This is a genomic window from Saccharomonospora sp. NPDC046836, from assembly GCF_040645195.1.
Taxonomy (GTDB): Bacteria; Actinomycetota; Actinomycetes; order Mycobacteriales; family Pseudonocardiaceae; genus Prauserella_A.
In genome coordinates, this window is the sequence record NZ_JBEYXW010000029.1 from 26,031 (window position 1) to 52,459 (window position 26,429).

Consider the following 26,429-nt stretch of genomic DNA (forward strand, 5'->3'; position numbering starts at 1 on the left):
CGCCTCGGACCGTCAAGGGGGCCGATTCGACCAGTCGGTGCGTGCACCTGGCCCCCTGCCCCGCTGTCAGTGACCCGCTAACCTTTTGAAATAGCCGGTCCTATTCCGAGAGGAAGTGAGTGAGCTGCCACGGCGACGGAACGAGGGTCAGGACCCCAGCCCCGACGAGACCGCCCCGGGCGAGGAACGGGATTACACCGTCCGCGCGGTGGAACGGGTGTGCTCGATCCTGAACCTGTTGCAGCAGTCCATTGACGGGGTCTCGCTGATCGAGGTCGGGCAGGCCACCGAGCTCCCGAAGTCCTCGGCGTTTCGCTACCTCTGGACGCTGGAGGCGCACCGCTATGTCGAACGCGACGCCCAAACTGGTCTATACCGGCTGGGTCTCGGTTTCGTAGGGATGCAGTCACGCCATCTCGAGGTGCTGCGCGAGCGGGCGCGTCCTTGGCTCGAGGAACTGCGGGACGAGTTCGAGGAGACGACGAACCTCGGCATTCTCGACGGCGACCAGGTGATCTACGTGGACATCGTCGAGAGCCGCCACAAGGTGCGGCTCGCCGCCTCCCGGGGCGAGCGGGATCCGTTGCACTCCACCGCACTCGGCAAGGCGATCGCGTCGCAGCTGCCGGACGCACGCGTTCGCGACCTGCTCGCGCGCACCGGAATGGAACAGCATTCCGACAACACGATCACATCGGCCGAGGCGTTTCACGACGAGCTCGCCAAGGTGCGCAGACTCGGCTACGCCGTCGACAACGGCGAGAACGCGCCCGACGGCCGCTGCGTCGCGGCGCCGCTACTGGGCACCCAGCTTCCCGCGGCGCTGAGCATCAGCGCGCCGGCAGCCAGGTTCACTCTCAAGGACGTGGAGAAGGCGGCCAAACGCCTGCTGGAGGTCGCCCAGCAGATCACGACGGGCCCGGTGACGGAACGCGAGCCGAGCGATACGACAACCTGATGTGGCGCGGTACGTAGCGGTCTGGCGCGCTACCCCGCGTCCTGGTACTTTGTGCAGCTCAGGACCGTTCTAAGGTTCGCTTTATGAGCGGTCCTGCAAAGAAGTACAACCCGGACAACAAGACGGGCTACGAGTACGAGTTGTTGGCGGAACATCTCGCCGGCCACATCGAGCGCGGAGAATGGGCTCCGGGCAGCCGTCTGCCCGGCGAACGAGCCCTTTCCGAGGAATACGGCGTCGCGCTGGACACCGTCCGCAAGGCCACGCAGATCCTGCGCGACCGCGGACTGGTGCAGACGCTGAAATCGAAGGGCACCTTCGTCACCCGCCAAGGCTGACACCGCGCGCTGCCGTGGCGGCGCGAGGACAGCGGCAGTTCGCAGTAGAACTCGCCTCCCCATGCCCCACGGCAGCGCACATTGCAACTTCCGCCTGCGTTTCATATGATGAAATCACCGAGTCAAAAAGGGAGCCTTCCCGCGGGCTGGTCCAGGCCTGGTCAGCTGTCACCTCACCGATGCGGGCGGCGCCTGTGAACGAGGTCAGGTGAGTCCCCTGTCAGCTCGCAATAAGCCCCCCTTCCCCGACGACGATCCGTCGAAGGAATCCCGTGATTACTCTGTGCGGGCTGTGGAACGAGTGTGCGCCATTCTCAATATGGTGCAGGAGTCCGTTGACGGCGTGAGCCTCAACGCGGTGGCCAAGACGACTCGACTGCCGAAGTCGTCGGCTTTCCGCTACCTCTGGACCTTGGAACACCACCGCTATGTCGAGCGGGACACACGCAGCGGAATGTTCCGTCTCGGGCTCGGGTTCGTCGGCATGCAATCTCGCCATCTGGAAGTGCTGCGCGAACGCGCCCGGCCATGGCTGGAGAAACTGCGCGACACCTACGATGAGACCACGAACCTCGGCATTCTCGACGGCAGCACCGTCATCTATCTGGACATCGTCGAAAGCAAGCGCACCGTCCGCCTCGCTGTTTCCAGCGGCCATCGTGATCCCGTCCACTCGACCGCACTCGGCAAAGCCATCACGGCCCACCTGCCCGAAACCCGCGTCCGCGAGCTGCTGGACAACGCCGGTATGGCAGAGCGAACCCCGAACACGATCACGACCATCGACGACTATCTCGAGGAGCTCGCCCGCGTCCGGAAGCTCGGCTATGCCGTTGATGACACCGAGAACGAACCCGATGGTCGCTGTGTTGCGGTTCCCATTCTCGGCACTCGCCTTCCTGCCGCCATCAGCGTGAGCGCGCCGGCATCACGATTCTCCCAGGAAGATGCCGACGCTGTCGCCACAGCACTGCAGGCGTGCGCCAGCCAGATCGCAACGCCGGAGAACGGCAACGGTGACCAGGCGGCGACGTAACGAGTCACCCTATTCTTGCCAGGTTGACGCCACACCGCTGGCCGTGCTGGCTGGAATCACGTCCCGGCTCGACAATGATCTGGCCGATTCCACCATTTCCCGGTAGTCGTATCCCGGTTGGTAGTTGATCCTCTTACGCGCAAGCTCGACGTTCAACTCGAGCCGGAAATCCATCGGCATGGGAACCATCAGCTTCGGGACCCCGAAGATCTCCGACACTATCGCGGCGCCATCGGCGTGCGTGGTCGGCCGCGCCGCCGCGATGTTGAAGGCTGTGGACAGCGCGGCCGGCTCAACCAGCGCACGATAGACACCTTCGACCGCGTCACGTACATCCACCAAACTCAAGGTCCATGGTTGCCCTGTCGGCCCGGTCAAACCGACGGCCGTGTCCGGTGGCACCGCCTCAGTGGCCTGCGCGTAAACGCGCTGGAGGTCCGGCTGGCCGTGGAACAACGGCCACAGATGCGATTCCTTGCCCAGCGACTGCCAGTGCAGTACGGCTTTCCAGAAATCACGCCTGAACAGCCGCCCAGCTTCTTCGGGGCTGACCACAGTCGCGAATCGGACGATCGCGAACGGTAGATCGTACTGATAGGCGTGGTTACGCAGTATCACCTCGCCGAGCAGTTTGGAGGTCCCGTAGTAGTCGCCGGGAAGCTGGGGGACGTCCTCCCGCAACGGAATGGCGGGTGGAGCGCCGGGCCGGTAGGTGCCATCCGAACTCGCCAGGACGAACCGCTCCAATGGCACACCGGAACGCACGATCCCTTCCAGCAGGCGCAGGGTACCCAGCGCATTGGTGTCGTAGAACCTGTCGACGGGTGTGTCGCCGCGAACCAGCTGAGCGGCGAGATGGACGACATGAGTCACGCCCTTGCAGGCGGCGTCGACGCTCTCCTGGTCGCCTAGGTCAGCCTCGACGATCGGCACGTCGCGAAAGCGAGCGAGCTTGGCCACTTGCGGATCACCCGGTATCACCATCGCCTTCACGTCGATACCCTCAGCGACCAGTCGGCGAACCATGTTCGCGCCGACACGTCCCGATGCGCCGGTGACCAGCACGTTCATCGCACCCTCCTCAAAGCCGTCAGCTCCTGCCAGAAACGAAGCGCTCCTTGGAGCGGAGCACCTGCCTCGCAATAATGAAACATGCGTTTCGTTTACGCAAGGTTTCGGCCGATCATCGGCAGGGAAGGCAAGGAAGTGGGCAAGCCTATGGACACGCAGGGACCTCCCGAGCGCGAGGAGACAGCACTGGCAGGCAACGCAACGCTGATCACCTTGCGCGGACGTGAGCCCTGGCCCACGCTCACTCTCACCGGCGGCGCACGCCGTGACGAAGACGAGGGCGTACTCGCCGTGCATCGTGCACTGCACAGCCGTCGAGGACGTCGTTCGCCGGCACGGTTCGTGCGCATCGCGGCGCACACGGAGCTATGCCATCGACTACTTGGTAGCGCCCGTCCGGGCACGCACTTCAAGTGCACACACGGGGGTCAAGCAGGTCGGACGACCACAACAGCGGAGACCAACGACCTTCGCTAGCATCCCAACTCAGGCAGCTCGGCGAACAACCTTGGATACACACCGCGCCGGCCCAATCACGTCACGAGGTCGACGGCTCACGCCTGCAACGATACTGCGACGTTCACCCCGCACAGCAACCCCGCGGACTACGAACCCTTGACAAGCATCTTCCAGAAGCCCAATCTAGTTCCACTAGACGGCACGACATTTTCAAATTTGCCTCAGATTGGTTCAAGCAGGAGGAGGCATCCATGCCAGCTTCACAATCACGCAGGGAAATCTTTCGACTACTCTTCGGAGCAACTCTTGCCTCGGCTGGCCTCCCCCTAATATCGAGTTGCAGCGCCGGACCCCAAACTGGCGGCTCCGACGTCCTCGGCCGCGCGCGTCAGACCGGAAGCATTCGCGCTGGATTCGACAACCAGGCGCCCTGGGGCTTTGTTGACGACAACAACGCGGTGACTGGCGGCGTCGTCGAGTTGACACGTAAAGGGCTCACCGATCTCGGGATTCCCGCGATGGAAGGCATAGTCACACCATTCGAATCGTTGATACCCGGACTACAGGCCCGCCGGTTCGATCTCATCACTGGTGGTATGGGCATCGTTACCAAGCGATGCGATCAGATCCTCTTTACCGATCCGTTCATCCTGGCAAGAGAATCCTTCGTCATGAAGAAAGACGCCAGGTACAAGGTCAGCACTTACGAAGACGTCGCAGAGAATCCCGATATGAAACTTGCCGTTGATCCAACGGGGATCGAGCGAACATACGCGACGGCTCTCGGCGTCAAGGAGGATCAGCTCGTTCTTGCCGGCGGGCTGGCGGAAATGATAGCCGCAGTCAAAGGTGGCCGGGCTGACGCACTCAGCGTCTCATCCACGTCGATCAACACTATCCTGTCCAACCCCCAAAATGGTGACCTCATAGCTAGCGAGGGTATCACTCCAGTGATCGACGGAAAGCCGCAGCTGGGTGGCGTAGGAATAGGATTCCGAAAGGAGGACAGGCCATTACGAGATGCTTTCAACGAGCAGATCAAAAAGTACATGCAGAACGGCGAAACTGCACGTATTATGGGCCCCTTCGGCTTCTCGCCGTCCGATATAGAAGCAGCTGCAGGACACACCTCCTCGGAACTCTGCGCAACCCAATCCTAGCCCCAGAATCCACTAAAGCAGGTGGTGACGTCTTTGGCCCCGCAGCAGATCGGTGAATACCTACGCCTGCTGAGCAGCGGCATTCAGGTAACGATCACACTGACCGTAGTCAGCGGTCTCCTGTGCATCGTCGTGGCTGTCGTAGCCGGAGTAGCCAGACTTTCCAATTGGCGCGTCATACGAACATCAGCCGGCATATTCATAGAGTTCTTCCGCGGCACGAACGCGATTGTTCAACTATTCTGGGCTTTCTACTCGCTGCCACTACTGGGAATTTATCTCTCACCGATGTCTGCCGCAATAATAGTCTTGTCGTTGAACGCGGGCGCTTATGGTGCAGAAATCGTCCGCGGGGCAATACAAGCAGTACCACTAGGCCAGCGCGAGGCGTCAATGGCGCTGAACATGAAATCAACGACCATGATCACGCGCGTAATTCTTCCGCAAGCGTATCCAGCAATGGTGCCACCCTTCACAAACTTACTGATCGAGCTGCTCAAGACAACACCACTCGTTAGCCTCATCACCATCAGTGATATGACCTTTGTCGGAGATACAATAAGAACGAGAACTGGGGACAACGACACGGTGTTCATCCTCCTTTTCGTTCTGTACTTTGCCTTGGCGATCTGCATAGCCGCACTAGGCCGCATGCTCGAGCGAATTCCAAAGTATCGTCGAACTCCTTCTACAAGCCGACGACAGGCTCGAGTCAAGCACGATCTGGAGGTGGCGCCGTGATATGGGACTGGTCTTTCGCTGCTGCTATTCTTCCCGAACTACTCAGGGCTACTCTCGTCACATTGCAGGCTACGCTCTATGCGAGTCTGACTGCTCTGATATTCGGTTTCGTGCTGGCTCTGCTCCGACGATCAGGCATCCGTCTGATCCGCTGGCCAACCGCCGCCTTCATTGAAGTCGTTCGTTCGACGCCGCTGTTACTCCAGCTATACTTCATTTTCTTCGTCCTACCGCAATATGGCCTGAGTCTCTCTCCAATACTCGCCGGAACTCTGGGACTGGGGATCCACTATGCCACCTACATCAGCGAGGTCTACAGGGCAGGCATAGAAGACGTGCCCACGGGCCAATGGGAGGCCGCGAAGGTACTCAACCTTACAATGCCGCGAACATGGAGCAGCATCATCGTACCGCAAGTCATTACCCGCATAGTCCCATCGTTGGGCAACTACGTAGTCCAGATGTTCAAGGCTACCGCCATCCTCGAAGCGATCACTTTGGTCGAACTACTAGGAGAGGCAAACGTAATCGGAGCACAATCGTTTAGGTATCTTGAACCATTCACTCTCGTTGGACTAATCTTCCTAGCATTGAGCTACCCTGCGGCTCTGGGACTGCGTTATCTCGAGAGGAAGCTTCATGTTCGGCATTGACTTGAAGAAAGAGAAAGAAGGCGTCGCCAACGGAGCTGAAATGGAGCCTTCACCCGCCGTTAAAATCGACAACGTATGGAAAAACTTCGGCTCGACGACAGTGCTCACCGGGCTGAACATGCACATTGCAGATGGTGAGCGTGTCGCGATAATCGGCCCGAGCGGATCAGGAAAAAGCACACTACTACGACTGGTCGCCATCTTGGATACACCAAGTAAAGGCCGCATCGAGCTCTTCGGGCAGCCGGTCCCCAACGCAGCGGAAAACGGCCACAAAGTGCCGAAAGAACGAGACTTGCGTAGCTTCCGAGCGAACACCGGATTCGTGTTCCAGCACTTCAATCTATTTCCACATATGACCGCCCTGAGCAACGTGGCCGAAGCGCCCCGCCGCGTGTTGAGGGAAAGCAAATCAGCAGCAATAGAAAGAGCTCGGACACTGCTTGACAACGTGGGCCTCGGCGACAAAGCAGATATGTTTCCCGCGCAGCTGTCGGGAGGCCAACAACAACGGGTCGCCATCGCTCGTGCTCTCGCAATGAAACCTCAGATAATGTTGTTCGACGAAGTAACCTCCGCACTCGATCCTGAGTTAGTAGGTGAAGTTCTCGGCGTTCTTCGAAAGATCGCACGCGAAACGCGTATGACCATGCTATTTGTTACTCACGAAATGCGCTTCGCGCGCGACGTAGCTGATCGGGTAGTATTCATGGACGACGGCATGGTGATCGAGTCCGGTCCGCCAGAGAAGATATTCGAGTGCCCGGAACACCCACGAACCAAGTCGTTCTTGAGGGCGTTATTCGATGAGCGATGAGGTTCCCGCTAGCGGGTAACGGCGTAAGGAAGCCCCGGACGGCAGCCAACCCTTTCGAGCGACGCCATGACACGATGGTACAAAGCCCTTCATGATCGGCGGGAAAAAAATGACAGAACCAGCTAAGGCAGTTGGCGTAGTACTCATGGCTGACGACTCAGCCGTCGAAGGCACCCCAGAGCAGTTGAGCGCCGTAGAGTACAGGCTCCCCTGGGTGGTGCAGGACCCCGCCTTCTGGCCTTTGCCCTTACACACCGTCATGGCCAAAGATGCAGACTCGGAGGCATTGCTCGGTCACGCAACACGTGGGGTCGACAGCGTAGTTGATTCGGCCAAAAGCCTCGATGGCAAGGTGCAGTTGATTATTGGGAACTGCGGATTCATGTGGGCAGCCGCGAAAGAGATCTCGGAATCGGTGGCTACCCCGACTATAACCAGCGGTCTTCATCTCCTGAATCTCGCCCTTGACATGACCAGTCAGCAAGTCGCGGTCCTTACTTACGACGCGAACTCGCTCCGGCCTCTCCTCCAGGACCATGAGCAGTTCAATAGATTGAGCATTGTTGGCTTCAATGATCTGCCTGATTGGGCAGCCATTGAACCTGCGGACTACATGGAGCGGGGAGGCTGGACGATAGACGGATTGCGTCAACAGCTGGTCGACCGCTTAGAGGAAGCATTCGCATCGGGCGGGGATCTTTCGTCTAGTCGAATTATCGTTCTGGAATGCACAGGACTGATCAACTTCCGCACTGAAATTCGTGAAGTCACTGGACGCCCGGTGCTGGATATCGTGTCGTTTGCGATCTCCACCATCTCCTGAGCCTGGCTTCGCACTATTCGTTTCCACTCGGCGGGAATCGTCTCCTGCAGAGGAGAGCTCAGACGACGTAGACTACTCAAAGTAGTTCTTACGACGAGTAGCCGATGCGCAAAGGTCGGAGCATCCTTATGCCTCAGGGCCGCACGGAACCGAATCGAACAAGTCTGATCCCGCAGCCACGCCGCCTCGAGTCGGCTGGTGGCACGGTCGAAGTCGGGCAGATCTCCGTGTCGGCAATGGACCGGTTCCCTCTGCGTTATCGCGGCGCGATCTCCAAGCTCGCGAGTACCGTCGGGACCGGCGCAGACGGTCCGACCCTTTCCTTGACCATCAAGCACGTGGACACAGCTACCGAGGGGTACGAGCTCGCCATCGCGACAGGACAAGCGACTATCGGCGCCAACGATGATCTCGGCGCGCTGCACGCAGTACGAACTCTCGTTGATCTCTGGGATCAGAGTAACGGCACGTCACTGCCCAAGATTCATATATCGGATTCGCCGACCTATGCGAACCGTGGAGTTTTCGTCGAATCATTCGCCGGCACTGACCGGATGCAGCTGAGTGACTGGTATACCTTCCTGGATCGGGTTGGACAGCTCAAGTTCAACACCATAGGAATCTCCATATATGGCTGTTGGGATATTCGCCATGATAACGACAGGAGCGAATACATCTTCGTTCCTCTATCCGACTTTCCCCAGCTCGAATCTCAGCAGCGGATGGTGTTCTGGGATCCTGAACTCGGAGAGCAAGTCGAGCAACGGTATCTGCCTGCAATGTTCGAGGCCAACTACTTCAGCGAGGTAGTCAAGTATGCTCACGACCACGGAATAGAGGTCATACCACATTTTGGCGGACCAGGCCATTCAACCCTGATCCCACGCCTTGTTCCGCAGTTGTCCGCGCTCGACGACGAAGGCAATCCAACAGGATACGGCTACTGCGTATCTCGCCCCGAAGCCCGCGAGGAGCTCAGCAAGCTGGTTCGCTGCCTGATCCGTGACCACCTCAAACCCAATGGCATAAAGCGCCTGCATGTGGCCGGCGACGAGTACTATCCTATCAGCAATGTCGATCCCTCTGACCGCAGCAGAACAGTCAGTCCCTATTGCCGCTGTCCGACCTGCCGGAAGCTGACACCTGGGCAGATGCTTGGCCAGTACCTTTCACACGTGGGCAGGATACTCGACGACAACGGCATATCGATGTTGCATTGGCATGACACCCTGGCACGCGAAGAAGTGTTGGATGGCTACCTGGACCAGATATTGGAAGCGAGAATCTCCAAGCCTGCGCTGGTTTGGTGGAAGTACAACGACCCCCTTCCCACTCCTGATTCGAGCCGATCGGTGAGCTGGGTAGCACCTACTACAGGCCTCTTCCCGAACTTGTTCTACCAGGACTTCTCGTCGAACATCGAGAATATGCTCCGACGAGGTCGCAGCGCCAATGCAATCGGCACACTTGCCTACAGCATGCCTGATCCAGCGAATCATTTCAACTTCGCTTGCCTGGCTGATCTGTCCTGGAATCTCGAAGGTTCAGGTGGAGCTTCAGGATTCCGGAGAAGATGGGCGCATCACATTACCTCCGGCGAGACTGACATCGCCGAGCAGGCGCTCTCATTAGCGAGCTCCATCACCGGTTGCTATCCGCTGATGATGTACATAGTGAACCAAATAATGCCGTACTTCTCAACATCGGCAGGTGGCGCAACTTTCTATCCGGATGATCTGCTCCGATCTTTCTCTGTCACCCAGCCACCTCTCGAGGATCTTCTCAAACAGATCATCGCTACGCTACAGGAAGCGTATCTACTGATGCCAGGTGGCCGCGATGTACGAAACTGGCCGAATCCTGTTTCGTCGTGGCGAGACGAACTCAGCCGAATCCGGTTATCCATAGATCTTTTCCTGAGAGTGCTCGACATTGCCCGCCGCTCCTCAACTTCAAAAGAGGAATCGACTGTTCTGACCCGAAAGTCGGAAGAGTTACTCAGACTGGCTCACGACTCCAAACCCGCGTTCCTTGCCCCCGCCGTTTTGCGAGAACTCTGGGGATTCATCCGCGAGATCGAAGCGACCGTGGCGAGACTGCGGAAGAACATGGAGCTCAATCAACCTCAATCCTGGCATGCCTGGATCATCTGAGAACGCGACAAGAAGCCATCGTAACGTGGATCTTTGGCTACGCGGCGGCCTGATAGTCGACGGAACGGGCAGACCTCCCTTCCGCGGCAGTGTTGGAATATGCGGCGATACGATCGAGATTGTCACAGACGCGCTCCCGGACGATCTTTCACTGGAAATCGACTGCACGGGCCTCATCGTCACACCGGGATTCGTTGACATTCACACTCATTCTGACCTGAGCTTTTTTGCCGATCCACAAGCAAACAGCAAGGTCGCGCAAGGCGTCACCACGGAAGTGGTCGGCAACTGCGGCTTCTCGGCGTTCCCAGCTGACGCTCGGCGACGCGCCGAGTTATCTCAGCTACTTCGCGGCATTTCGTCGCAGGATGTCGACATTTTGTGGAAAGATTTCGATGGCTACGCAACCATACTTGGTGATAGACGACCAATCATGAATGTGGCCCCACTAGTAGGTCACGGAGCTATTAGAATCGCGGCCAGCGGGCTGGCAGATATTCCCATGACGGAGGAACTGATGGCCCGGCAGGTCGGCCTACTCAACGCCGCCCTGGACCAGGGTGCATTCGGGCTTTCTACCGGCCTTACCTATGTGCCGTCCGGTTTCGCTACACCCGAAGAGATTCACGAGCTAGCGAGAGTGGTACGCGCGCATGGCGCGCTCTATGCAACACATGCGCGGGCGACGGCCGGGTTCGGCGCCTTCTCCGAAGCCATCGAGGTGGCCCGTACGACCGGTGCGCGTGTTCAGTTCTCTCATGTAGCGCTGAATGATCCTCAGACGTGGGGTCAGGCGGCCAACGTCCTGGCCGAGTTCCAGGCGGCCGTCGATGCGAGCGTGGACGTCCGCTACGACGTCTACCCCTACGAGGCGTCATCGTCATCGCTCAGTCAATATCTGCCTGGTTGGACTCAGCAAGCAGGTGAAGAGGGACTTCGGTCGCTCATCCGAGACAGACGGCTGTTCGCTCGTGCGCAAAAGGAACTCGCCCTAGGCTTGTATGGCACGATTCCATGGCGGTGGGATCGTGTCGTCATCTCCCTCGCAGGCGAGGGAGATGAGGACCTCGTCGGAACGACGGTCGCCGACGCTGCAAGCAGCCGGGCTGTGGGTCCTGAGGAACTAGTTCTCGACCTATGTGCGCGGCACGGCAACAGTACACAGGTCATCCTCTTCTACCGCCACGAGAGAGACGTCGCCGACTTCCTCGCCCACCCGCTAGCCATCATCGGCAGCGACGGCAGCGCAATGTCCGTGGCAGCAGGCGGCCGCCCGCATCCCCGCAACTTCGGCGCTCATGCGCGCCTCCTGGAGCGTTACGTCGTCGACACGGGCAGGCTCACCCTCGCAGAAGCTGTTCATAAGTCCACCGCCGCCGCCGCTGACCGCATCGGTATCCCGGACCGGGGCCGGATCTCGGCCGGAGCTCGCGCAGATATCGTGGTGCTTGACCTCAACGCCATACGCGAAAGAGCGACCTGGCACTTACCCTGCCAGCTCGCCGAAGGCGTGAAACACGTGTGGATAAACGGCGAGAGCGTCGTCACCGATGAAATGTTCACTGGAACCCGGCCCGGCCGGGTCCTTCGACGAGGCTAGCCGACATCCTCGATAACACATCGGCCAGCAGAGCCTCCTGAAGCCGCGGATCGCTCTGGCGGGCACCCACCATGTAGGCATCGCCTCTTCAAAACCTCGACCGACGTCTCCAAGCGCTTGAACGCATGGCTCCCTACGGGGACAAGCCGCACGCTGTCTCCAGCGCAATCGAAACGAGCTGGTAATCGTCGAGCTGCCACCTTGATACACCCGGTGACCGAAGCCCTCGTCATGTCGTCACACCAGCCCGTATCTCTGCCTGACCTTCGTTGACGTACCCGATCCCGGCCGCCTACAGTAGGCGTATGAAACATCTGTTCCTGTAAATAAAACGCGGGCGACGTCTCGAGTCGAGCGGCTGCCGCCTCGAGCCCTGCGACGTCATACACACATCGATCAGCATGCCGCATGACCGTGTCCCACAGGAGCGACGCATGACCAGCTTGAAGATCCCCGCAATCGATATCGCAAGTAATCACAAAGGTTTCCCCCCCACAGCCATCGGATCACCTGCCAAGGACTTGGCCGGCCGCCTTCGCCTGCTTCAAGAGGAGCTTCCGACACCAGTCCTGCTCTTGAAGAAGAGCGTCTTCGAGAACAATCTCGAAGCTATGCGTCAGTTCTGCAACCAGAACGACCTTTTCCTCTCTCCACATGCAAAGACGGCAATGTCCCCGGAAATTGCCTCGGCCCAACTAGACTACGGCGCATGGGGACTTACAGTCGCCACATCGACACAAGCGATAACACTGCGTAATCTGGGCGCAAACCGCATACTTCTCGCCAATGAGCTAATGGATTCACATGGCGTAAACTGGCTAAGCGCGGAAATGGACAAGCATCCGAGTTTCTACTGCTACTGCTATGTAGACTCGCCCGAGAACATCGAGATGATGACAGAAGTCCTTCGCGCATCAAAGGCGCAACGCAAGTTTCCCGTCATCATCGAAGTGGGGGTAGGGCGTGGGCGTGCAGGCACTAGGACTATCGACGAAGCGGCGCTGCTCGCCCGCCAGGTCGAACAGTCGAACGAGCTAGAACTGGTCGGAGTCGGTGGTTTCGAAGGCGTGATCAATGGCGAACCAGGAAAACAGCTCGTGGCAGATGTCCGCGGTTATCTCGTCCATCTCAGAGATGCAGCCGATAGAATCTGGGGACTTTATCCCAAGAAAGACGGGCGTTTCATTGTGACGGTCGGTGGCAGCGTATTCATCGAGCTGATTGCCGATACATTCGACATGCAATGGCGCTCCGGGCGGCCAATAGACGTAGTAATGCGCAGCGGATGCTACGTGACGCACGATTCTTCCGCATATCAACGATTCCGCGAGTATCTCGCGACCCAGTACCGAACTGTACCGTTAGCGGCAAGTTTGGAACTGTGGTCCCGCGTCCTATCACGCCCAGAACCCGATCTCGCCATCTTGGACTTCGGAAAGCGTGATACCGGTTCAGACGCCGGCTTCCCTGTCCCAGTACACCGTGTACGCCGGGGTACAAAAGACCTCAGCCAGCCACCAGGCGGGCAGGTTGTAGCACTGAACGACCAGCATGCCTACTTCAGGTCAGACCCGTCCTCGCCCCTCGATCTCGAAGTCGGAGACAAAGTCGCGTTCGGGATCTCTCACCCGTGTACAACACTTGACAAATGGCGCCTGTTCCCCATGGTGGATGACAGTTACTCAGTCGTCGGCACGCTCCAGACCATGTTTTGAGAACAACGAACACCAGCCAGGGCCGAAACTACAAGGTCCACACTTAGAGCGCTATCTCATCACTGTACTGGCGCATGAAGCAGGCCGCTTGGAACGTCGCCTGTCATCACCTCTACACCCTCATCCGTGACGCGAACGGTTTGGCTCTGCCCAACCGCGTACTGCCCGAATCGACGCAACGAGATCGGAAGATGGAACGTCATTCCTGGCTCAAATATACCTTCATTGTCCGTTGTAATATAAAATTCTGCGCCATTCATCCAAGTCGGCGTTCCGTCGAAGATGCCGACCGGATATCCATAGTTGTAATGGAACAGAACTCCGTTTATGTCAGATAACACACCCGAGCATTTCCGGGCAACGTCAGAGCAACGAACTCCAGGTTTTATCGAGTTACATAGTATATCGAGAATCGACTCGACATGAGAAAAGAGATCGACAACATCTTTTGGTACCGGGTCACGAACGATCGTGCGCATGACGGGGGCGCAGTACCCATCATACCCGCCTGATAGCTCGATAAACGCTACGCTGCCCGGCTGAAGCGAGCGACGTCCCCACTGCGAGTGTGGAATGCCCGCTCCTTCGTCAATCCCGACCACGGCAATCGGTGGGCATTCGTACCCCGACTCACTGATCATCGCCGCAATTGATGTAGCCGCTATCTGGGAATCTGTCGTGCCGTCGTCGCCGGCCTTGTCAACGGCGGCCTCCACCCCAGCTCTTGTAGCTCGGGCAGCCTGCCGTATACACGACGCCTCCCATTCAGAGGTAACCAGTCGCTGTATGTCGATCACATCTGCACGCGTACCTCGACCTTCCTGACCCCCTCCGTCGCCTGCCCTGACCTCCTCACCCCACTCACAGAGGACTCGCCGCAACTCAGAGCCGTACGGCGAATGGCGTAGCCAACGCTCGATATCGACAGGTTCGTCCCACCCGAAGACATGGACCCCACGAACACCGGGGGCCATCAGCGCCCTGCCGAGCTCCGACTCGGAGACCGCCAGGTAAGCACCGTCCCGCGTAACGAGAAGCGCGGCCTTTCCCGCCGCGATAGTTGAGTAGCCGGTCAGGTAGCGTATGTTTGGCTGCTTGACGGTAACTATTCCATCGTAGTCTGCCTGGACAGCGCGATGGAGCCGTTGTTGCCGTGCTCGCAGTTCGCCTGCAAAACCCGCATCGGGCACCGACTGCGGACGCCACCCACCGGGCAGCCACGTCGGCATCCCGGTAAGTGTCAGATCACCCCACCTGTCCGGCTCCAACCCGACGTCGCGTGTCTCTTCTGACCGCGCCACATGGCCCTCCTGAGTCATCCGTCCACCACGCTGGTTTCAGTAGACAAAACGTGTGCTTCGTTCTCAGTATGGCGTTCCGCGATAGCCCCGTCAACGCAGAGTCCGGTGAGTCCTGCAGCTACCCGCCGTCTTTCTCACGCCGGCCTACGCCGTAGGCGTTAGCCGCGCTTGATCGTATGAGAACGAATGCGAGCGCTGCACCCGCCAGCGCGAAGCCCGCAGCCAGCAGCAACGAACCCCTCAATGCACTGAGGTAAATTTCGTTTGCCTTTTCATAGAAGTTTGTTAACGCCACGCTTCCGCTTTGATAGCTGAACGGATCGAACCGACCGGAACTGATACGTTCGACGATAAGGCCAAGATCGGCGGGCTGCACAGCAGACGCGAACCTTTCAGTCGACTCCGCATATAGGCGCCACTGAAAGAAGGAACTGATTGCAGAGACACCGAAGACCGTGCCGAGTAAGTAGAACGTCTGGTTAAGTCCCGTATCTTTTCCGACGAATGTCGGACCAGCGCCAGCAGTGGCGGATAACAACCGCGACGGTTGCATCAGCCCAAATCCTATTCCTGAAACTATCATCATCGGCAGCATGAACAACCACGACGACTGGCTATCCACGACGATACCGGCAGCGATACCACATGAGATGACGGCCAGAGAGATGCTGAGCATCATGCTGGTGTGTCGCCTATTGGGAAACCGGCTCCATACGTAGCTACTCACCGATATCGCTACTGTCCACGGCAGAATCTGCACGCCGGCAGACGCCGGCGAATGATTTTTCACACCTTGCAAATAGGCAACCAGCAAGAACATGGTAGCCGAAAGCGTTGCACTCCCTAGCAATGCGGCGGCCGAGATTCCATAGAAGCTACGCTCCCGCGACGGACGTCGTAACAGACCAACCGTACGATTTGTCGTTCGCTCGAAAAGTATTACGGCTGCTAGAAGAGCCACGAGCCCGACGACTGTCGGGAGTGCCAGCTCCGGCAAGGAGGTAGCGAAGAGCCCCGTCAGCGCCACCATTCCTATTACAACTGCGACTGTACTACCTTTCAGCCAACTGAAAACACTCAGCCTTTTGCCTGGTGACTCCCCCAACCTGATGGCAGCCAACAACAGCGCGATGATCCCCACGGGTACGTTTGCTGCGAACACGAATCGCCACCCAGCGAGCTGGACAAGGACACCGCCCACCAACGGGCCCAACGCGACTGCGATCCCTGCCGCCGCGGCGAACAGGCCAAAGGCATAACTGCTCTTTGCGGTACGGAAAGTTCGCGCGAGGATTGCAGGACTCACTGCGAAGATCATCGCTCCACCGATGCCCTGAGCTACTCGCGAAGCGATCAGCACGCCGACGTTCGCAGACATCGCAGCGCCGAGCGATGCCACCGTGAACGAGGCCAGCCCGACGATCAGAAGCCTCCGATGCCCCCAATAATCTGCTAGTGACCCAAAGAACAGCACCAAACTAGCCAGTGTGAGAGCGTAAACACTGATCACCCATTGAAGTTCGGCGGGTGTTCCCCCCAAAGATCGCGCCATCTGAGGAAGAGCCACATATATCGCGGTCGCATCCAACTCCAACATGGCCATCGACGAAGACAGCGCAACGAGGGTCCACCGTTGCGTTTTGGATTCGCTCGCGACCCTCAATCTTCTCCTCTCACCAAGGTTATAGGCCCGCTAACGGTCTCAAAGGAATACCGAACCGCCGTCAACACAGATAGTTTGTCCAGTTATGAAGGCACTATCCGAGCCCACCAGAAAATGCACGACCCCGGCTATGTCGTCGGGCTCGCCGCGAAACTGAAGCACTTGACTTGCCAGCACCCGGGAATCCAGATCATGCTGACCACCGAAGGTTTCGAACTCTTCTTCAGTTCGGATTGCACCAGGCATCACGCAGTTCACTCGAACGTTTCGAGGACCTAATTCACGAGCAAGCGACCGAGTAAACCCAATGATACCGGCTTTGCTCGTCCCATAATGTAGAGAATTCTGCGCACCGATTTTCGCAAGTATACTGCTGATGGCGACGACAGCACCGCCTTCGCTGGGAACCCTATCCCTGAAGGCGCGCTGGCAGCATTGAAAGGCGCCCGTCAGATTGACGCCAATGACGCGTGCCCATTCGTCAAGTTCAAGGCTCAGCCAACTGGTTCTGGTAGTGGTGGCGGCATTCAGGACAAGTACATCCACCTGACCGAGCTCCTGTTCGCATCTCGCGAACATCAAGTCAACACTGCTAGGGTCGGCTATGTCGGCAGCGTAAACCGCCGCGCGGCCGCCGTTGCTCTGAATTTCGCGTGCGACGTCATTCGCCGCGCGAATCATCCGAGGTTCTGTATGGCTGTTGATGGCGATAGACAGCCCATCGCGTGCCAAACGGCGTGCGATAGCGGCGCCGATTCCACGAGAGGCACCTGTCACCAACGCGACCCTGTTATCGTCGGTTGGAGTCATTTGCCGGCCAACATGAAACGTTCAGTGTACCGCCCACGGACCGGAAGTTCGACGCTGTACAGGACTCCCCCACCTTCAGCCCCGTTATAGTCGGCGGTGGTCACGTAAAGGATCGACAGATCATCTCCTCCGAAAACACAACTTGTAACATAGGGTGTTGGCACCTCGACGATGGCTTGTGTTCGTCCGTCTCGGGCGTCGAGGCTCCATATTTGCCCAGTTCCCCATACCGCCAGCCATATGTTTCCGCGGTTGTCGACGGTAAGCCCGTCTGGAATACCGATGTCTGGTGATATCACTCGAAGCAAGCGCGGATCTGAGACAAGTGCGTAATCCAGATTGTAATGCCAAGCACGGACCACGCCCGATGCGGAATCCACATGATAGAGCGTCTTCCAGTCCGGCGACCAGTCAAGCCCATTCGACATCCCGATCTGGTCGATGACCTTGCGTGGCCCTGTCCTGTCAAGGCAGTAAAGTGATCCCCGGAAAGTCTGGTCGCGCACCGCCGAGCCGGCCCAATAACGACCATGAGCGTCGACAGCACCGTCGTTCATCGAGATCGAGGCATCGTCAAGTATTGTGGCTACCGGCTCGACGCAATACTTTTCGACGTCGAGCACGCCGAATCCATCAGTCGTCACCACGAGAAGGTCGCGCGTTGTGGTGGGTGCGACCGCGGTCAGTTCGCGCGGTAACGACCTCAACTCGCATTTGCCATCAAGGCCGATGTGAAGCAGCAACTTTTTCGGTACATCCAGCCACAGCAAGCCAATACAGGGATCCCATACGGGTGATTCACCAAGCTCAGCGACGTGGTCCACGACCGGGGTGGCGTAGTAGACCATTGCGGACAAGTTAACCACCAACTGCCGTCTTCGCGATTTCGTATTGTACTACTTCTCGTAAAACTTCTTCGTGCGGTGCGATGCAAAATCGAAACTGGTGAGTACGTTCGACATGAGCTCTATTCCCGCCCAGGCGTCAGGTATAGAGATATCCACAGTCGAGATTCCCGAGCCAATCGAAAGGGCTCGCTGGATGGCTTTCTTGACGCCAGCCGATGACAGCTCTCGACAGTCTACAACAGATGGGGCCCTTGGCCGACCGTCCTGCCTGGAGCCGATATTCACCGTCGGGGTACCGAGGATCGGCGCTTCGGTCAGGCCACTTGACGAGTTGCCGACTACGAGGTCGGCATGCCGTACAAGGCTCAGGTAACCGAGTTGACCAAGAGACGGTATGAATGTAGCACGTTGCCGCTCTCCGGCGATCCATTCTTCTATGTCGGCCATGACAGCTGCCCCGCCACTATCGCTGTTAGGTGCGGTGAAAACCACATTCACATGACGAAGATCCGCCAATGCCTCAAGAACAGCCGCTATGGATTCTCGTGATTTCGCTGGATCTGCCGTAACGGGATGCATGGTCACCAGAAACAAGGGACTTCGGATCTCTGATCTGATTAGATCTTCCAGTTCCTCCTTGTCCAGAAGGTTGCCCAGGACTTTCGGATCGACGCCCAGAAACGGGATATGAAATATCGTTGCCGGATCCTCGCCCATGTTGATCAGCCGCTGACGATCGACGTCAGCAGCTACGAAGTGCACATCGGCAAGCTTCGAAATGGCGTGCCGCATTCTTTCGTCGACTGATCCGTACGTCAGTTGGCCTCCACCTAGATGGACTATCGGAACGAGGCTTTGCACGGCAACGACCGCCATCGCCAAGGCCTCATACCTGTCTCCTGGGAGCACCAGGACTTCCGGGCTGAGCCGGTCTAACGCATCAGCGAGCCCGATGCACGCCAGCCCAAATGATTTCGATGTCGCCGTGGGGCTGCTACGAGCCAGGGCGATATCGACCTCCTCCGCGGTTTGCAACCCGTCCGCTTTGATGGCTTCAACCGTCATGCCTTGACTGGGGACTAGATGACCACCTGAGACCAGCAGGCGTAGATCTATTCCGGGTTCGTCGGCCAGACGCCGGATAAGAGGACTTGTCGGACCGTAATCGGCACGCGAACCGGTGAATACACATACGCGCCGTAAACTGGGGGAGACTACCGAGATCACCACCTCTACACTTGTCGCGACTTCAGCTTGTGCGTATTACTGCGGTGACCTCACGCTGGCAGTTGCTTCGACCAACGCCGTGCAGACTTTTCGCTGGGATTCGATGGTGAGGTCTGCCGAACTGGGCAGGGAGATCCCCCGGTGGTAGATGCCGGCAGCGACCGCGCCCCCGATTGTTTCGGAGGAGAGATACGGTCCTTGTTGATGCAAAGGCGGCCACAGGCGTCTGAACTGGATTTCCTGTTCGCTGCCCAGCGAAATAATGGACTCGATGGTCGGTGGTATCGACTGAACTGTGAGCGAGTACAGCCAGTGCGACGGATTTGCCCACTCGGCATGCGGCTGTGACCTAACCGGCGCACTTTCCAACCAGCGCTGATAACGGCCCGCGATCCGGACCTTGGCGTCCCGGATTTCCTCGAGCCGTTCCCACTGCGCAAGGCCTATCGCCGCGGACACGTTGCTGAGCCGGTAGTTGTAGCCCACCGCGTCGTGCACGTACTCGTCGCTGGTGACCTTTGCCTGGTTGATCAGATGGCGGGCCTGCTCGGCTATGGCTGCGTCGTTGGTGACGATCAGGCCGCCGTTGCCCGTGGTGATCATCTTGTTGCCGTTGAAGGAGAAGCAGCCGATGTCACCGACCGTGCCGACCTGCTCGCCGGTCTTCCAGGACGCGCCGAGCGACTCCGCCGCGTCCTCGACGATCCGGATGCCGAACCGGTTCTTGAGGTCGATGAGGGGTTCCATGGCCGCCGGGTGACCGAGTACGTGAACCACCTCGACGATGTCGGGCAGCCGTTGTCCCGTGCGCGCGCGGCGAACGACCTCGTCGTGCAACAGTTCGGTGTCCATGTTCCACGTCTGCGGTTCGCTGTCGACGAGCAGCACGTCGGCACCGGTGTAGCGGACAGCGTTGGCGGAGGCGATGAAGGTGAAGTCCGAGACCGCGACGAGTCGCCCCGGTCCCGCCCCCATCAGCCGCAGCGCCACGTGCAGGGCCGCGGTCCCGCTGGCACAGCCAACAGCATGGTCGACGCCGAGTGTGCTCGCCATCGCGTTCTCGAAGCGCTCCACGAACGGCCCTGCCGAGACGTAGCCGCTCTCGATGCATTCGCGGAGGTACCGCGCTTCGTTGCCGCTCAGGTCGGGCGCGGCCAGCGGGATCATCGGTGGTACCTGCCGGCGTCCGCGGCGTCGACGCGAGGCGCCAGCCAGCGCGCCGTCTCCGCCAGCCCCTCGGCGAGGCTCGTCGTCGCCTGCCAGCCCATGGTCTCCTTGGCCAGACTCGGTTCGGACAACAGGACCTGTACCTCGCTCGCGTCGGGGCGTATCCGCTCGATGTCGGTCAGCACCTGCGCCCGCACACCGGTGACCTCGCAGCAGATCTCGAAGAGCTCGCCGATGGAGACCGCCTGGCCGGTGCCCAGCTGGACAACCGATCCTGGCTCGAGGTCTGTTTCGGCCAGCCGGACGAAGCCGTCCACGGTGTCCGACACGAACGTCAGATCGCGACGCGGTGCCAGGCTGCCGAGCCGCACGGCCTCGTGTCCGGACAGTAGCTGGCTGAGAATCGTCGGGATCACGGCCCTGGCGGACTGGCGCGGACCATAGGTGTTGAACGGCCGCAGCGTCAGAACCGGGGTGGCGAACGATCGTGCATAGGCCTGGCACAGCTGGTCGGCCCCGATTTTCGAGGCGGCATAAGGAGACTGCCCGCACAGGGGATGCGTCTCACGGATCGGCACGATCTCCGGCGTCCCGTACACCTCGCTCGTCGAGGTGTGCACCATGCGCACCGAACCCGCGTCGCGAAGTGCCTCGAGCACATTGAGAGTCCCGGTGACGTTCGTATCGACGAACGACTCCGGCGCCTGGTAGCTGTACGGTATCGCCACCAACGCCGCCAGGTGGAAAACCACATCGATGTCCGTCACCGCACGGCGCACCGAACGACCATCGCGAATGTCGCCGAGTTGCACGTCGACAGCATCGATATGGTCGGCCCCCAGCTCATCGAGCCAGCCATAGGAGCCATTCGAATTGTAGACACAGAATGCGCGTACGGACCCTGCGATATCGAGTAGCCGTTCGACGAGATGACTGCCGATGAATCCATCGGCGCCGGTGACAAGAACTCTTGCCCCGGCAAGTCGATTCAGAACCACTCATCAACAGTATCGCCGTTACGCGAAAGAACTCCAGGCGTCACGTTCCGCTCCAGCAAACGATACCGGCAACCGGAAGTTGCCTCCGGCGACTTCTGCTCGAACGTCGCCGATAGTCTTTCCCGACACCAAACGCACTGAGTGGATGCGGAATGGCTTTGCAGGATATCGTGATAATCGGATCAGGTGGCCTCGCCAGGCAGATTGTCGGACTCGTCGAGGACATCAACGACAATCGGGCAACGTACAATCTCCTCGGGTTCATCAGTAAGGATCCACAGGACGAGATCGACGGTGTGCCGGTACTGGGCGACGACGACCGGCTCGCGTCACTGCGGGCCGGCTATGTGCTGGGTGTCGAGGACCCGGCACTTCGCCGGCTGCTCGCGGCCAGGGCCGAGGACAACGGCCTGAACCCGGTCAGCCTGGTACATCCGACCGCCCGCGTCGACCGGCGCTCCCGGCCCGGCCCCGGCGCTGTGATATTCGAGGGCGCGAACGTGGTCTACGGCGCGCGCACCGGCTGGCACATCATCATGAATCTCGGCTCGATCGCCAGCCATGACTGTGTGATCGGTGATTTCGTCGAGTTGACCAGCAATGCCACAGTCGGCGCGCGAGTACAGGTCGGCGACGACGTGATGATGGGCATGAGCTCGGTCATTCTCAATGACCTGAGCGTGGGATCCGGCGCGACGATCGGCGCGGGCGCGGTCGTCACCAGAAACGTCGAACCAGGTGAGTGTGTGGTCGGTGTTCCGGCGCGCCCCTTGCGGAAAGCCGCCAGGCAAGGAGGATCTGATGACCGGTAGGCTCAAGGGCAAGAAGGCCCTGATCACGGGCGCCGGTGGCGCTCTCGGTTCGTCGATCGCGCGAACATTCGCCGACGAGGGCGTCGAATGCCTCGCTCTCGTCGATATCGCCGAGGACAGCCTGGCGTCAGTAGCCCAGGAACTGGACAACCGGGGTGCGGAACTCATCGCGGCCCGGCTCGACATCACCGACGGCGATGCGTTCGACTCTCTCGTCACCGATGTCGTGGAACGCTTCAGCGGTGTGGACATCATGGTGAACAACGCGGGCGGTATTTCGCCGAACGCGCGTATTCACAACCTGTCCACACAGGACTGGGTGGACTGCCTTTCCGTCAACCTCACCGGAACCTTCCACGGTATCCGCGCCGGTGTACGCGCAATGCGGGGGCGGGGCGGTGGATCCATCATCAACACCGCCTCGGTCGCGGGACTGACGGCCTGGCCCTACTGCGCGCCTTACAGCGCAGCGAAAGCAGGCATCGTTCACCTCACCAGAGTCGCCGCACTGGAGTACGTGAAGGACGGTGTCCGCGTCAACTGCGTCTGCCCCGGCGCGTTCCCTTCGACACTCACCCGGAACCTGGTCGACGGCGCACTCAACGTCATCGAGGCCCGCCATCCCGGCGGGCTCGGCACGGCTGCCGACCTCGTCGGGGCCTTCACCTACCTGGCCAGCGACGAGTCCCGGTGGACGACGGGACACGCGCTGGTCGTCGACGGTGGTTATTCACTTCCCTGACGTTGCCGATTCGTACAGCCCGTCGAACTCGTAACCGTTCAGCAGCTCGCGAGCCGTCACCAGGTACTGAACAGTCGGGGGGCCCTCCTCCAGCCAGTTGAGGCGCGCGTCGCGGTACAGCCGTTCGATGGGCAGCTTGCGCGTGTAGCCGATGCCGCCGTGCACGAGCAACGCGCGATCGGTGACGCGGCCTACGGCTTCGAGTCCGAACTGCTTGCACATGGACGACTCCGCGGGAATGCGTGCGCCCGCGTCCCACTTGGCGGCCGCGTCGGCGAGCATGCCACGCAGTGCGTAGATGTCGGTCGCCATCTCGGCGAGGTACCGCTGTACGGCCTGGCGGTGCGCGATCGGCTTGCCGAAGGTCACCCGTGACCGCGCATGCGCCAGCGAGAGGTCGAACGCTCGCTGCGAGGTACCCAGCGAGCTCGCGGCGATGAACACCCGGCTGATCTCCAGTGCACGCTCCAGGTGCGCCTGGCCGTCTCCTTCGGCCCCCACCAGCGCAGTCGATGGCACGACCACGTTCGCGAACGTGAGCAACCCGTGCTGCCCGCCCTTGCAGCCCATCGTTTCCGGCAGTGGTTCGATCGTGAGGCCTGGCGCATTCCGCTCGACGAGCAGCGCGGAGACCTCCCGAGGCGCCGTCTTGGCGAATACCAGGAAATGGCTGGCCAGATCGGAATTGGTGATCAGCCACTTGCGCCCGTTGATCTCGTAGCCGGTGCCCGTGTCGCGCGCGGTGGTGCCGAGGTCGGCTCCGGTCCCGTGGTCGGGTTCGGTCAGCGCGAAGGCCACCGACTTCTCACCCGTCGCGGCGCCAGGCAGGATCTCGGTCCGTTGCCGTTGGTCGCCGATCTCCGAAAGGGCGTGTGCGAACGAGTTGTGTACGTGCACGAGGACCCGGATACCGCCCTGGATCTTCGCGAACTCCGCGATGATCGGCAGGTACTGTGCGATGGAAAGGCCGCTGCCCCCGTACTCCCGCGGGACCAGGAGACCGAATGCGCCGCAGTCACGCAGAATCGGCAGCACCGTCTCGTACGGTATGCGCTCCTCGTCCTCGATCTGCTGCTCCAGCGGGTCCAGACGATCCCAGATCGCCGTAGTGATGCCCTTCCACAGTGCCGCGTACTCCAGTGCGCCAAGACCTTCCGCCACCTCATGCCTCCCGGCCGTTGTCATCTCGGGGTCTCCCGCTGCTCAGGCGAGCCACCGCACAGCGGTGCCGCCCCACGTCATCCCGCCTCCGAAAGCCACGAGCAGCGCGATGTCCCCGCGCGCCAGCCGCCCGTTCCTGACCGCGTCGTCCAGGGTGATGGGCACCGAGGCGGCGCCGGTGTTGCCATAGCGGTCGACGGTGAGGTGCAGCTGCCCCGGAGCCAGTCCCAGCGCCTCAGCCCATTCGGCCAGCATGACGCCGTTGGCTTGGTGGGGAACGATGAGCGCCACGTCGGACAGTTGCAGATCGACCGCCTTCAGCAGGTCCGCGACAAGCGTGGGCAACACCTCCGCGGCGAGGCTGCGCACCTCCCTGCCCAGCATCGTGAAGTAGTGCTCCTTGCCGGCAATGGTCTCGAAACTGGGTGGCCGGCGACTTCCGCCCGCCGGAATCTGCACCAGGTGCGCGAGCGTGCCGTCGGAGCCGAGTGTGCTGGCCAGCAGACCTGCTTGTTCCTCTGCCGTCTTGCCCAGCACGACCGCCCCGGCGCCGTCGCCGAGCAGCACCGAGGTGCGCCGGTCGTCGTAGTCGAGGAACCGCGAGTACAGGTCGGCGCCGATCACCAGCGCCGTGCGGCGTTCGGCATCCGCCGCGAGCAACGCCTGGGCGGTGACCAGCGCGTAGACGAACCCGGTGCAGACGGCGTCGATGTCGAACGCCGCGGCACGGGTGGCACCGATGTTGGCCTGGACCTGGCAGGCGGTGGCCGGCATCGGCTGGTCCTTTGTCGACGTCGCCAGCACGATCAGGTCGACGTCCTGCGGCTCCACACCGGCCGCGCGCAACGCGCGTTCCGCCGCATGGCTGGCCAGATCCGAGGTGATCTCGTGCGTGGCGGCGACGCGGCGCTCCCGGATGCCGGTCTTCCTGAGCACCCATTCCTCGCCGACCCCCAGCCGTGCGCCGAGCTCCGCACTGGTCAGCACATCTGATGGCAGGTAGGAGCCCGTGCCGAGGATGGCGGTGTTCATGAAAGATCCATGTCCCTTCTCGAATGTCGTGGTACTCCGGTGGTCACAGCTGACCGCGCGCCTTGGCCAGCTCGTTCGGCCTGCCGATGTCCAGCCAGCTCTCCTGCAGGGGCCACAGGCCGACAGGCCAGCCGCAGGAAAGGCAGTCGTCGAACAAGGCGGTGATGGGGAAGAGCTCTCCCTGGGGTATCCGGCTGATCAGTTTCGGCTCCAGCACGTAGATCCCGGCGTTCACGGGCCACGAGGAGGTGGGCTTCTCGACCATCCGCACCAGCCGCCCTCCTTCGCCTTCCAGCACCCCGAACGGCACCTGATGCCGGTACTCGCTCGTCGCGATGGTCGCGACCACGCCGCCGCTGACATGGGCGTCGAGCAGGCGGCTCACCAGGAACTCGGTGACCAGGTCGCCGTTGAGGACCAGCAGTGGATCGGCGGGCTCGTGACCGAGATCGGTCAGCAGGCGCAGGGACCCTCCGGTCCCGAGCGGGACATCCGGCTCCTCGCGCAGGTACTCGATGCGGCAGCCGAACCGTGTGCCGTCGCCGAAATGTTCCTCGATCATCGGCGCGAGGTAGTTCACCGAGATGAAGATCCGGGTGACCCCGGACCCGACGAGGTGCAGCACCAACCGTTCCAGGATGGGGCGCCCGGCCACCGGGAGCATGGGTTTGGGTATGTCGTCCGTCAGCGGAGCGAGGCGGGTTCCCCGCCCGCCTGCCATGATCACCGCCCAGTTCCTCAGCTGTGGCCCGCCTGCGAGTTCGCCGTCCGCGTGGACCCCGACGAGCCGGCCCTTCTCGTCGACCACCGGCACTTCACGCAGGTGCAGTGCGCGCATGAGGTCCAGTGCCTCCGCCCTGCCCGCGTGTGGTGGAAGGGTGGCGACCGTTCGCCGTAGCAACGGGTAGGCCGGTGAACCGAGCCCGACTCCGCCGAGTAGCGCGTGCCGGATGTCGGCTTCGCTGATCGCGCCGACGAGTTTGCCTGCCGCGTCGACAACGAAGGCCTGCTGGGCGTGGTGCTTGTCGATCGCGGAGAGCGCTGACCGGATCGACGCTTCCTTCCCGATCAGCGGACCGCCGAACCGCATTGTGTTTCCTCCGCCCTGTCACCACCGCGAACTCCCTGCCTCAAGCGTCGCTAG

At 60.4% G+C, this 26,429-nt stretch carries 24 protein-coding genes; 13 read left to right on the forward strand and 11 right to left on the reverse strand.

Going from position 1 to position 26,429, the window contains the following annotated elements:
• Positions 1-124: 124 nt before the first annotated feature.
• The 3 genes from ABZ863_RS26560 (at position 125) to ABZ863_RS26570 (ending at position 2,332) form a co-directional block, all read left to right on the forward strand.
• The gene (locus tag ABZ863_RS26560) at positions 125-958 is read left to right on the forward strand and encodes an IclR family transcriptional regulator (protein WP_358540919.1); all 834 of its coding nucleotides are present in this window, start codon (positions 125-127) and stop codon (positions 956-958) included.
• A gap of 83 nt (positions 959-1,041) precedes the next feature.
• Positions 1,042-1,296: a winged helix-turn-helix domain-containing protein gene (locus tag ABZ863_RS26565; RefSeq protein WP_358540794.1), complete on the forward strand. Its 255-nt coding sequence runs from the start codon at positions 1,042-1,044 to the stop codon at positions 1,294-1,296.
• A gap of 292 nt (positions 1,297-1,588) precedes the next feature.
• Positions 1,589-2,332 (forward strand): IclR family transcriptional regulator, encoded by a 744-nt coding sequence (locus ABZ863_RS26570; protein WP_358540796.1) that lies wholly within the window; start codon positions 1,589-1,591, stop codon positions 2,330-2,332.
• Between the two features lie 9 nt (positions 2,333-2,341).
• On the opposite strand, the gene ABZ863_RS26575 is transcribed toward ABZ863_RS26570, so the two are convergent.
• Complete coding sequence (locus ABZ863_RS26575; protein ID WP_358540798.1) at positions 2,342-3,403, reverse strand: NAD(P)-dependent oxidoreductase; 1,062 nt, start codon at positions 3,401-3,403, stop codon at positions 2,342-2,344.
• A gap of 710 nt (positions 3,404-4,113) precedes the next feature.
• On the opposite strand from ABZ863_RS26575, the gene ehuB reads away from it, so the two are divergent.
• From ehuB to ABZ863_RS26615, 8 genes are all read left to right on the forward strand, one after another.
• Positions 4,114-5,022 carry an ectoine/hydroxyectoine ABC transporter substrate-binding protein EhuB gene (gene ehuB / locus ABZ863_RS26580; protein WP_358540800.1) on the forward strand — a complete coding sequence of 303 codons (909 nt, stop codon included), beginning with the start codon at positions 4,114-4,116 and terminating at the stop codon, positions 5,020-5,022.
• Between the two features lie 21 nt (positions 5,023-5,043).
• On the forward strand, positions 5,044-5,763 hold the full coding sequence (gene ehuC, locus ABZ863_RS26585) for an ectoine/hydroxyectoine ABC transporter permease subunit EhuC (RefSeq protein ID WP_358540802.1): 720 nt from the start codon (positions 5,044-5,046) through the stop codon (positions 5,761-5,763).
• Positions 5,760-6,416, forward strand: coding sequence for an ectoine/hydroxyectoine ABC transporter permease subunit EhuD (gene ehuD / locus ABZ863_RS26590; protein ID WP_358540805.1), 657 nt, complete (start codon positions 5,760-5,762; stop codon positions 6,414-6,416). The genes ehuC and ehuD overlap by 4 nt, the downstream gene beginning before the upstream one ends.
• A 40-nt stretch (positions 6,417-6,456) precedes the next feature.
• Positions 6,457-7,233 carry an amino acid ABC transporter ATP-binding protein gene (locus ABZ863_RS26595; protein WP_358540921.1) on the forward strand — a complete coding sequence of 259 codons (777 nt, stop codon included), beginning with the start codon at positions 6,457-6,459 and terminating at the stop codon, positions 7,231-7,233.
• A gap of 91 nt (positions 7,234-7,324) precedes the next feature.
• The gene (locus ABZ863_RS26600) at positions 7,325-8,056 is read left to right on the forward strand and encodes a hypothetical protein (RefSeq protein WP_358540807.1); all 732 of its coding nucleotides are present in this window, start codon (positions 7,325-7,327) and stop codon (positions 8,054-8,056) included.
• 128 nt (positions 8,057-8,184) lie between these two features.
• Positions 8,185-10,209, forward strand: a complete 2,025-nt coding sequence (locus ABZ863_RS26605) for a glycoside hydrolase family 20 zincin-like fold domain-containing protein (protein ID WP_358540923.1) — start codon at positions 8,185-8,187, stop codon at positions 10,207-10,209.
• Positions 10,210-10,234: 25 nt separating this feature from the next.
• The gene (locus tag ABZ863_RS26610; protein ID WP_358540809.1) at positions 10,235-11,809 is read left to right on the forward strand and encodes a D-aminoacylase; all 1,575 of its coding nucleotides are present in this window, start codon (positions 10,235-10,237) and stop codon (positions 11,807-11,809) included.
• Between the two features lie 434 nt (positions 11,810-12,243).
• Positions 12,244-13,524, forward strand: a complete 1,281-nt coding sequence (locus ABZ863_RS26615; protein WP_358540812.1) for an alanine racemase — start codon at positions 12,244-12,246, stop codon at positions 13,522-13,524.
• A gap of 59 nt (positions 13,525-13,583) precedes the next feature.
• Here ABZ863_RS26615 and ABZ863_RS26620 read toward each other — a convergent pair whose 3' ends face one another.
• The 7 genes from ABZ863_RS26620 to ABZ863_RS26650 form a co-directional block, all read right to left on the reverse strand.
• Positions 13,584-14,843, reverse strand: coding sequence for a Xaa-Pro peptidase family protein (locus ABZ863_RS26620; RefSeq protein WP_358540814.1), 1,260 nt, complete (start codon positions 14,841-14,843; stop codon positions 13,584-13,586).
• 100 nt (positions 14,844-14,943) lie between these two features.
• Positions 14,944-16,428, reverse strand: coding sequence for an MFS transporter (locus ABZ863_RS26625; protein WP_358540816.1), 1,485 nt, complete (start codon positions 16,426-16,428; stop codon positions 14,944-14,946).
• Positions 16,429-16,527: 99 nt separating this feature from the next.
• Entirely contained in the window at positions 16,528-17,298 is a 771-nt protein-coding gene (fabG, locus tag ABZ863_RS26630) for a 3-oxoacyl-ACP reductase FabG (protein WP_358540819.1), read from the reverse strand.
• Positions 17,295-18,146, reverse strand: a complete 852-nt coding sequence (locus tag ABZ863_RS26635; RefSeq protein ID WP_358540821.1) for an SMP-30/gluconolactonase/LRE family protein — start codon at positions 18,144-18,146, stop codon at positions 17,295-17,297. The genes fabG and ABZ863_RS26635 overlap by 4 nt, the downstream gene beginning before the upstream one ends.
• Before the next feature lie 48 nt (positions 18,147-18,194).
• Positions 18,195-19,376: a UDP-N-acetylglucosamine 2-epimerase gene (neuC, locus tag ABZ863_RS26640; protein WP_358540823.1), complete on the reverse strand. Its 1,182-nt coding sequence runs from the start codon at positions 19,374-19,376 to the stop codon at positions 18,195-18,197.
• Between the two features lie 33 nt (positions 19,377-19,409).
• Positions 19,410-20,540, reverse strand: coding sequence for an aminotransferase class I/II-fold pyridoxal phosphate-dependent enzyme (locus tag ABZ863_RS26645; protein WP_358540825.1), 1,131 nt, complete (start codon positions 20,538-20,540; stop codon positions 19,410-19,412).
• Positions 20,537-21,538, reverse strand: coding sequence for an SDR family NAD(P)-dependent oxidoreductase (locus ABZ863_RS26650; RefSeq protein ID WP_358540828.1), 1,002 nt, complete (start codon positions 21,536-21,538; stop codon positions 20,537-20,539). The genes ABZ863_RS26645 and ABZ863_RS26650 overlap by 4 nt, the downstream gene beginning before the upstream one ends.
• Before the next feature lie 152 nt (positions 21,539-21,690).
• Here ABZ863_RS26650 and ABZ863_RS26655 point away from each other — a divergent pair, with 152 nt between their 5' ends.
• Positions 21,691-22,350, forward strand: coding sequence for a NeuD/PglB/VioB family sugar acetyltransferase (locus ABZ863_RS26655; RefSeq protein WP_358540830.1), 660 nt, complete (start codon positions 21,691-21,693; stop codon positions 22,348-22,350).
• Entirely contained in the window at positions 22,340-23,092 is a 753-nt protein-coding gene (locus tag ABZ863_RS26660; protein WP_358540833.1) for an SDR family NAD(P)-dependent oxidoreductase, read from the forward strand. Before ABZ863_RS26655 ends, ABZ863_RS26660 begins: the two co-directional genes overlap by 11 nt.
• Here ABZ863_RS26660 and ABZ863_RS26665 read toward each other — a convergent pair.
• The 3 genes from ABZ863_RS26665 to ABZ863_RS26675 are packed head-to-tail and all read right to left on the reverse strand — an operon-like array spanning position 23,081 to position 26,375.
• Entirely contained in the window at positions 23,081-24,277 is a 1,197-nt protein-coding gene (locus ABZ863_RS26665; RefSeq protein WP_358540835.1) for an acyl-CoA dehydrogenase family protein, read from the reverse strand. The genes ABZ863_RS26660 and ABZ863_RS26665 overlap by 12 nt on opposite strands.
• 18 nt (positions 24,278-24,295) lie before the next feature.
• Positions 24,296-25,285, reverse strand: coding sequence for a beta-ketoacyl-ACP synthase III (locus ABZ863_RS26670; RefSeq protein WP_358540838.1), 990 nt, complete (start codon positions 25,283-25,285; stop codon positions 24,296-24,298).
• Positions 25,286-25,328: 43 nt separating this feature from the next.
• Positions 25,329-26,375 (reverse strand): nucleotidyltransferase family protein, encoded by a 1,047-nt coding sequence (locus tag ABZ863_RS26675; protein ID WP_358540841.1) that lies wholly within the window; start codon positions 26,373-26,375, stop codon positions 25,329-25,331.
• Between the last annotated feature and the right edge of the window lie 54 nt (positions 26,376-26,429).

Excerpts from the sequence above, each read along its gene's own strand:
- ABZ863_RS26565 (WP_358540794.1), top strand. The coding sequence starts at position 1,042 with ATGAGCGGTCCTGCAAAGAAGTACAACCCGGACAACAAGACGGGCTAC.
- ABZ863_RS26575 (WP_358540798.1), bottom strand. The coding sequence starts at position 3,403 with ATGAACGTGCTGGTCACCGGCGCATCGGGACGTGTCGGCGCGAACATG.
- ehuB (WP_358540800.1), top strand. The coding sequence starts at position 4,114 with ATGCCAGCTTCACAATCACGCAGGGAAATCTTTCGACTACTCTTCGGA.
- ABZ863_RS26595 (WP_358540921.1), top strand. The coding sequence starts at position 6,457 with ATGGAGCCTTCACCCGCCGTTAAAATCGACAACGTATGGAAAAACTTC.
- ABZ863_RS26600 (WP_358540807.1), top strand. The coding sequence starts at position 7,325 with ATGATCGGCGGGAAAAAAATGACAGAACCAGCTAAGGCAGTTGGCGTA.
- ABZ863_RS26605 (WP_358540923.1), top strand. The coding sequence starts at position 8,185 with ATGCCTCAGGGCCGCACGGAACCGAATCGAACAAGTCTGATCCCGCAG.
- ABZ863_RS26615 (WP_358540812.1), top strand. The coding sequence starts at position 12,244 with ATGACCAGCTTGAAGATCCCCGCAATCGATATCGCAAGTAATCACAAA.
- ABZ863_RS26620 (WP_358540814.1), bottom strand. The coding sequence starts at position 14,843 with ATGACTCAGGAGGGCCATGTGGCGCGGTCAGAAGAGACACGCGACGTC.
- ABZ863_RS26625 (WP_358540816.1), bottom strand. The coding sequence starts at position 16,428 with ATGGCCATGTTGGAGTTGGATGCGACCGCGATATATGTGGCTCTTCCT.
- fabG (WP_358540819.1), bottom strand. The coding sequence starts at position 17,298 with ATGACTCCAACCGACGATAACAGGGTCGCGTTGGTGACAGGTGCCTCT.
- ABZ863_RS26635 (WP_358540821.1), bottom strand. The coding sequence starts at position 18,146 with ATGGTCTACTACGCCACCCCGGTCGTGGACCACGTCGCTGAGCTTGGT.
- ABZ863_RS26645 (WP_358540825.1), bottom strand. The coding sequence starts at position 20,540 with ATGATCCCGCTGGCCGCGCCCGACCTGAGCGGCAACGAAGCGCGGTAC.
- ABZ863_RS26655 (WP_358540830.1), top strand. The coding sequence starts at position 21,691 with ATGGCTTTGCAGGATATCGTGATAATCGGATCAGGTGGCCTCGCCAGG.
- ABZ863_RS26660 (WP_358540833.1), top strand. The coding sequence starts at position 22,340 with ATGACCGGTAGGCTCAAGGGCAAGAAGGCCCTGATCACGGGCGCCGGT.
- ABZ863_RS26665 (WP_358540835.1), bottom strand. The coding sequence starts at position 24,277 with ATGACAACGGCCGGGAGGCATGAGGTGGCGGAAGGTCTTGGCGCACTG.
- ABZ863_RS26670 (WP_358540838.1), bottom strand. The coding sequence starts at position 25,285 with ATGAACACCGCCATCCTCGGCACGGGCTCCTACCTGCCATCAGATGTG.
- ABZ863_RS26675 (WP_358540841.1), bottom strand. The coding sequence starts at position 26,375 with ATGCGGTTCGGCGGTCCGCTGATCGGGAAGGAAGCGTCGATCCGGTCA.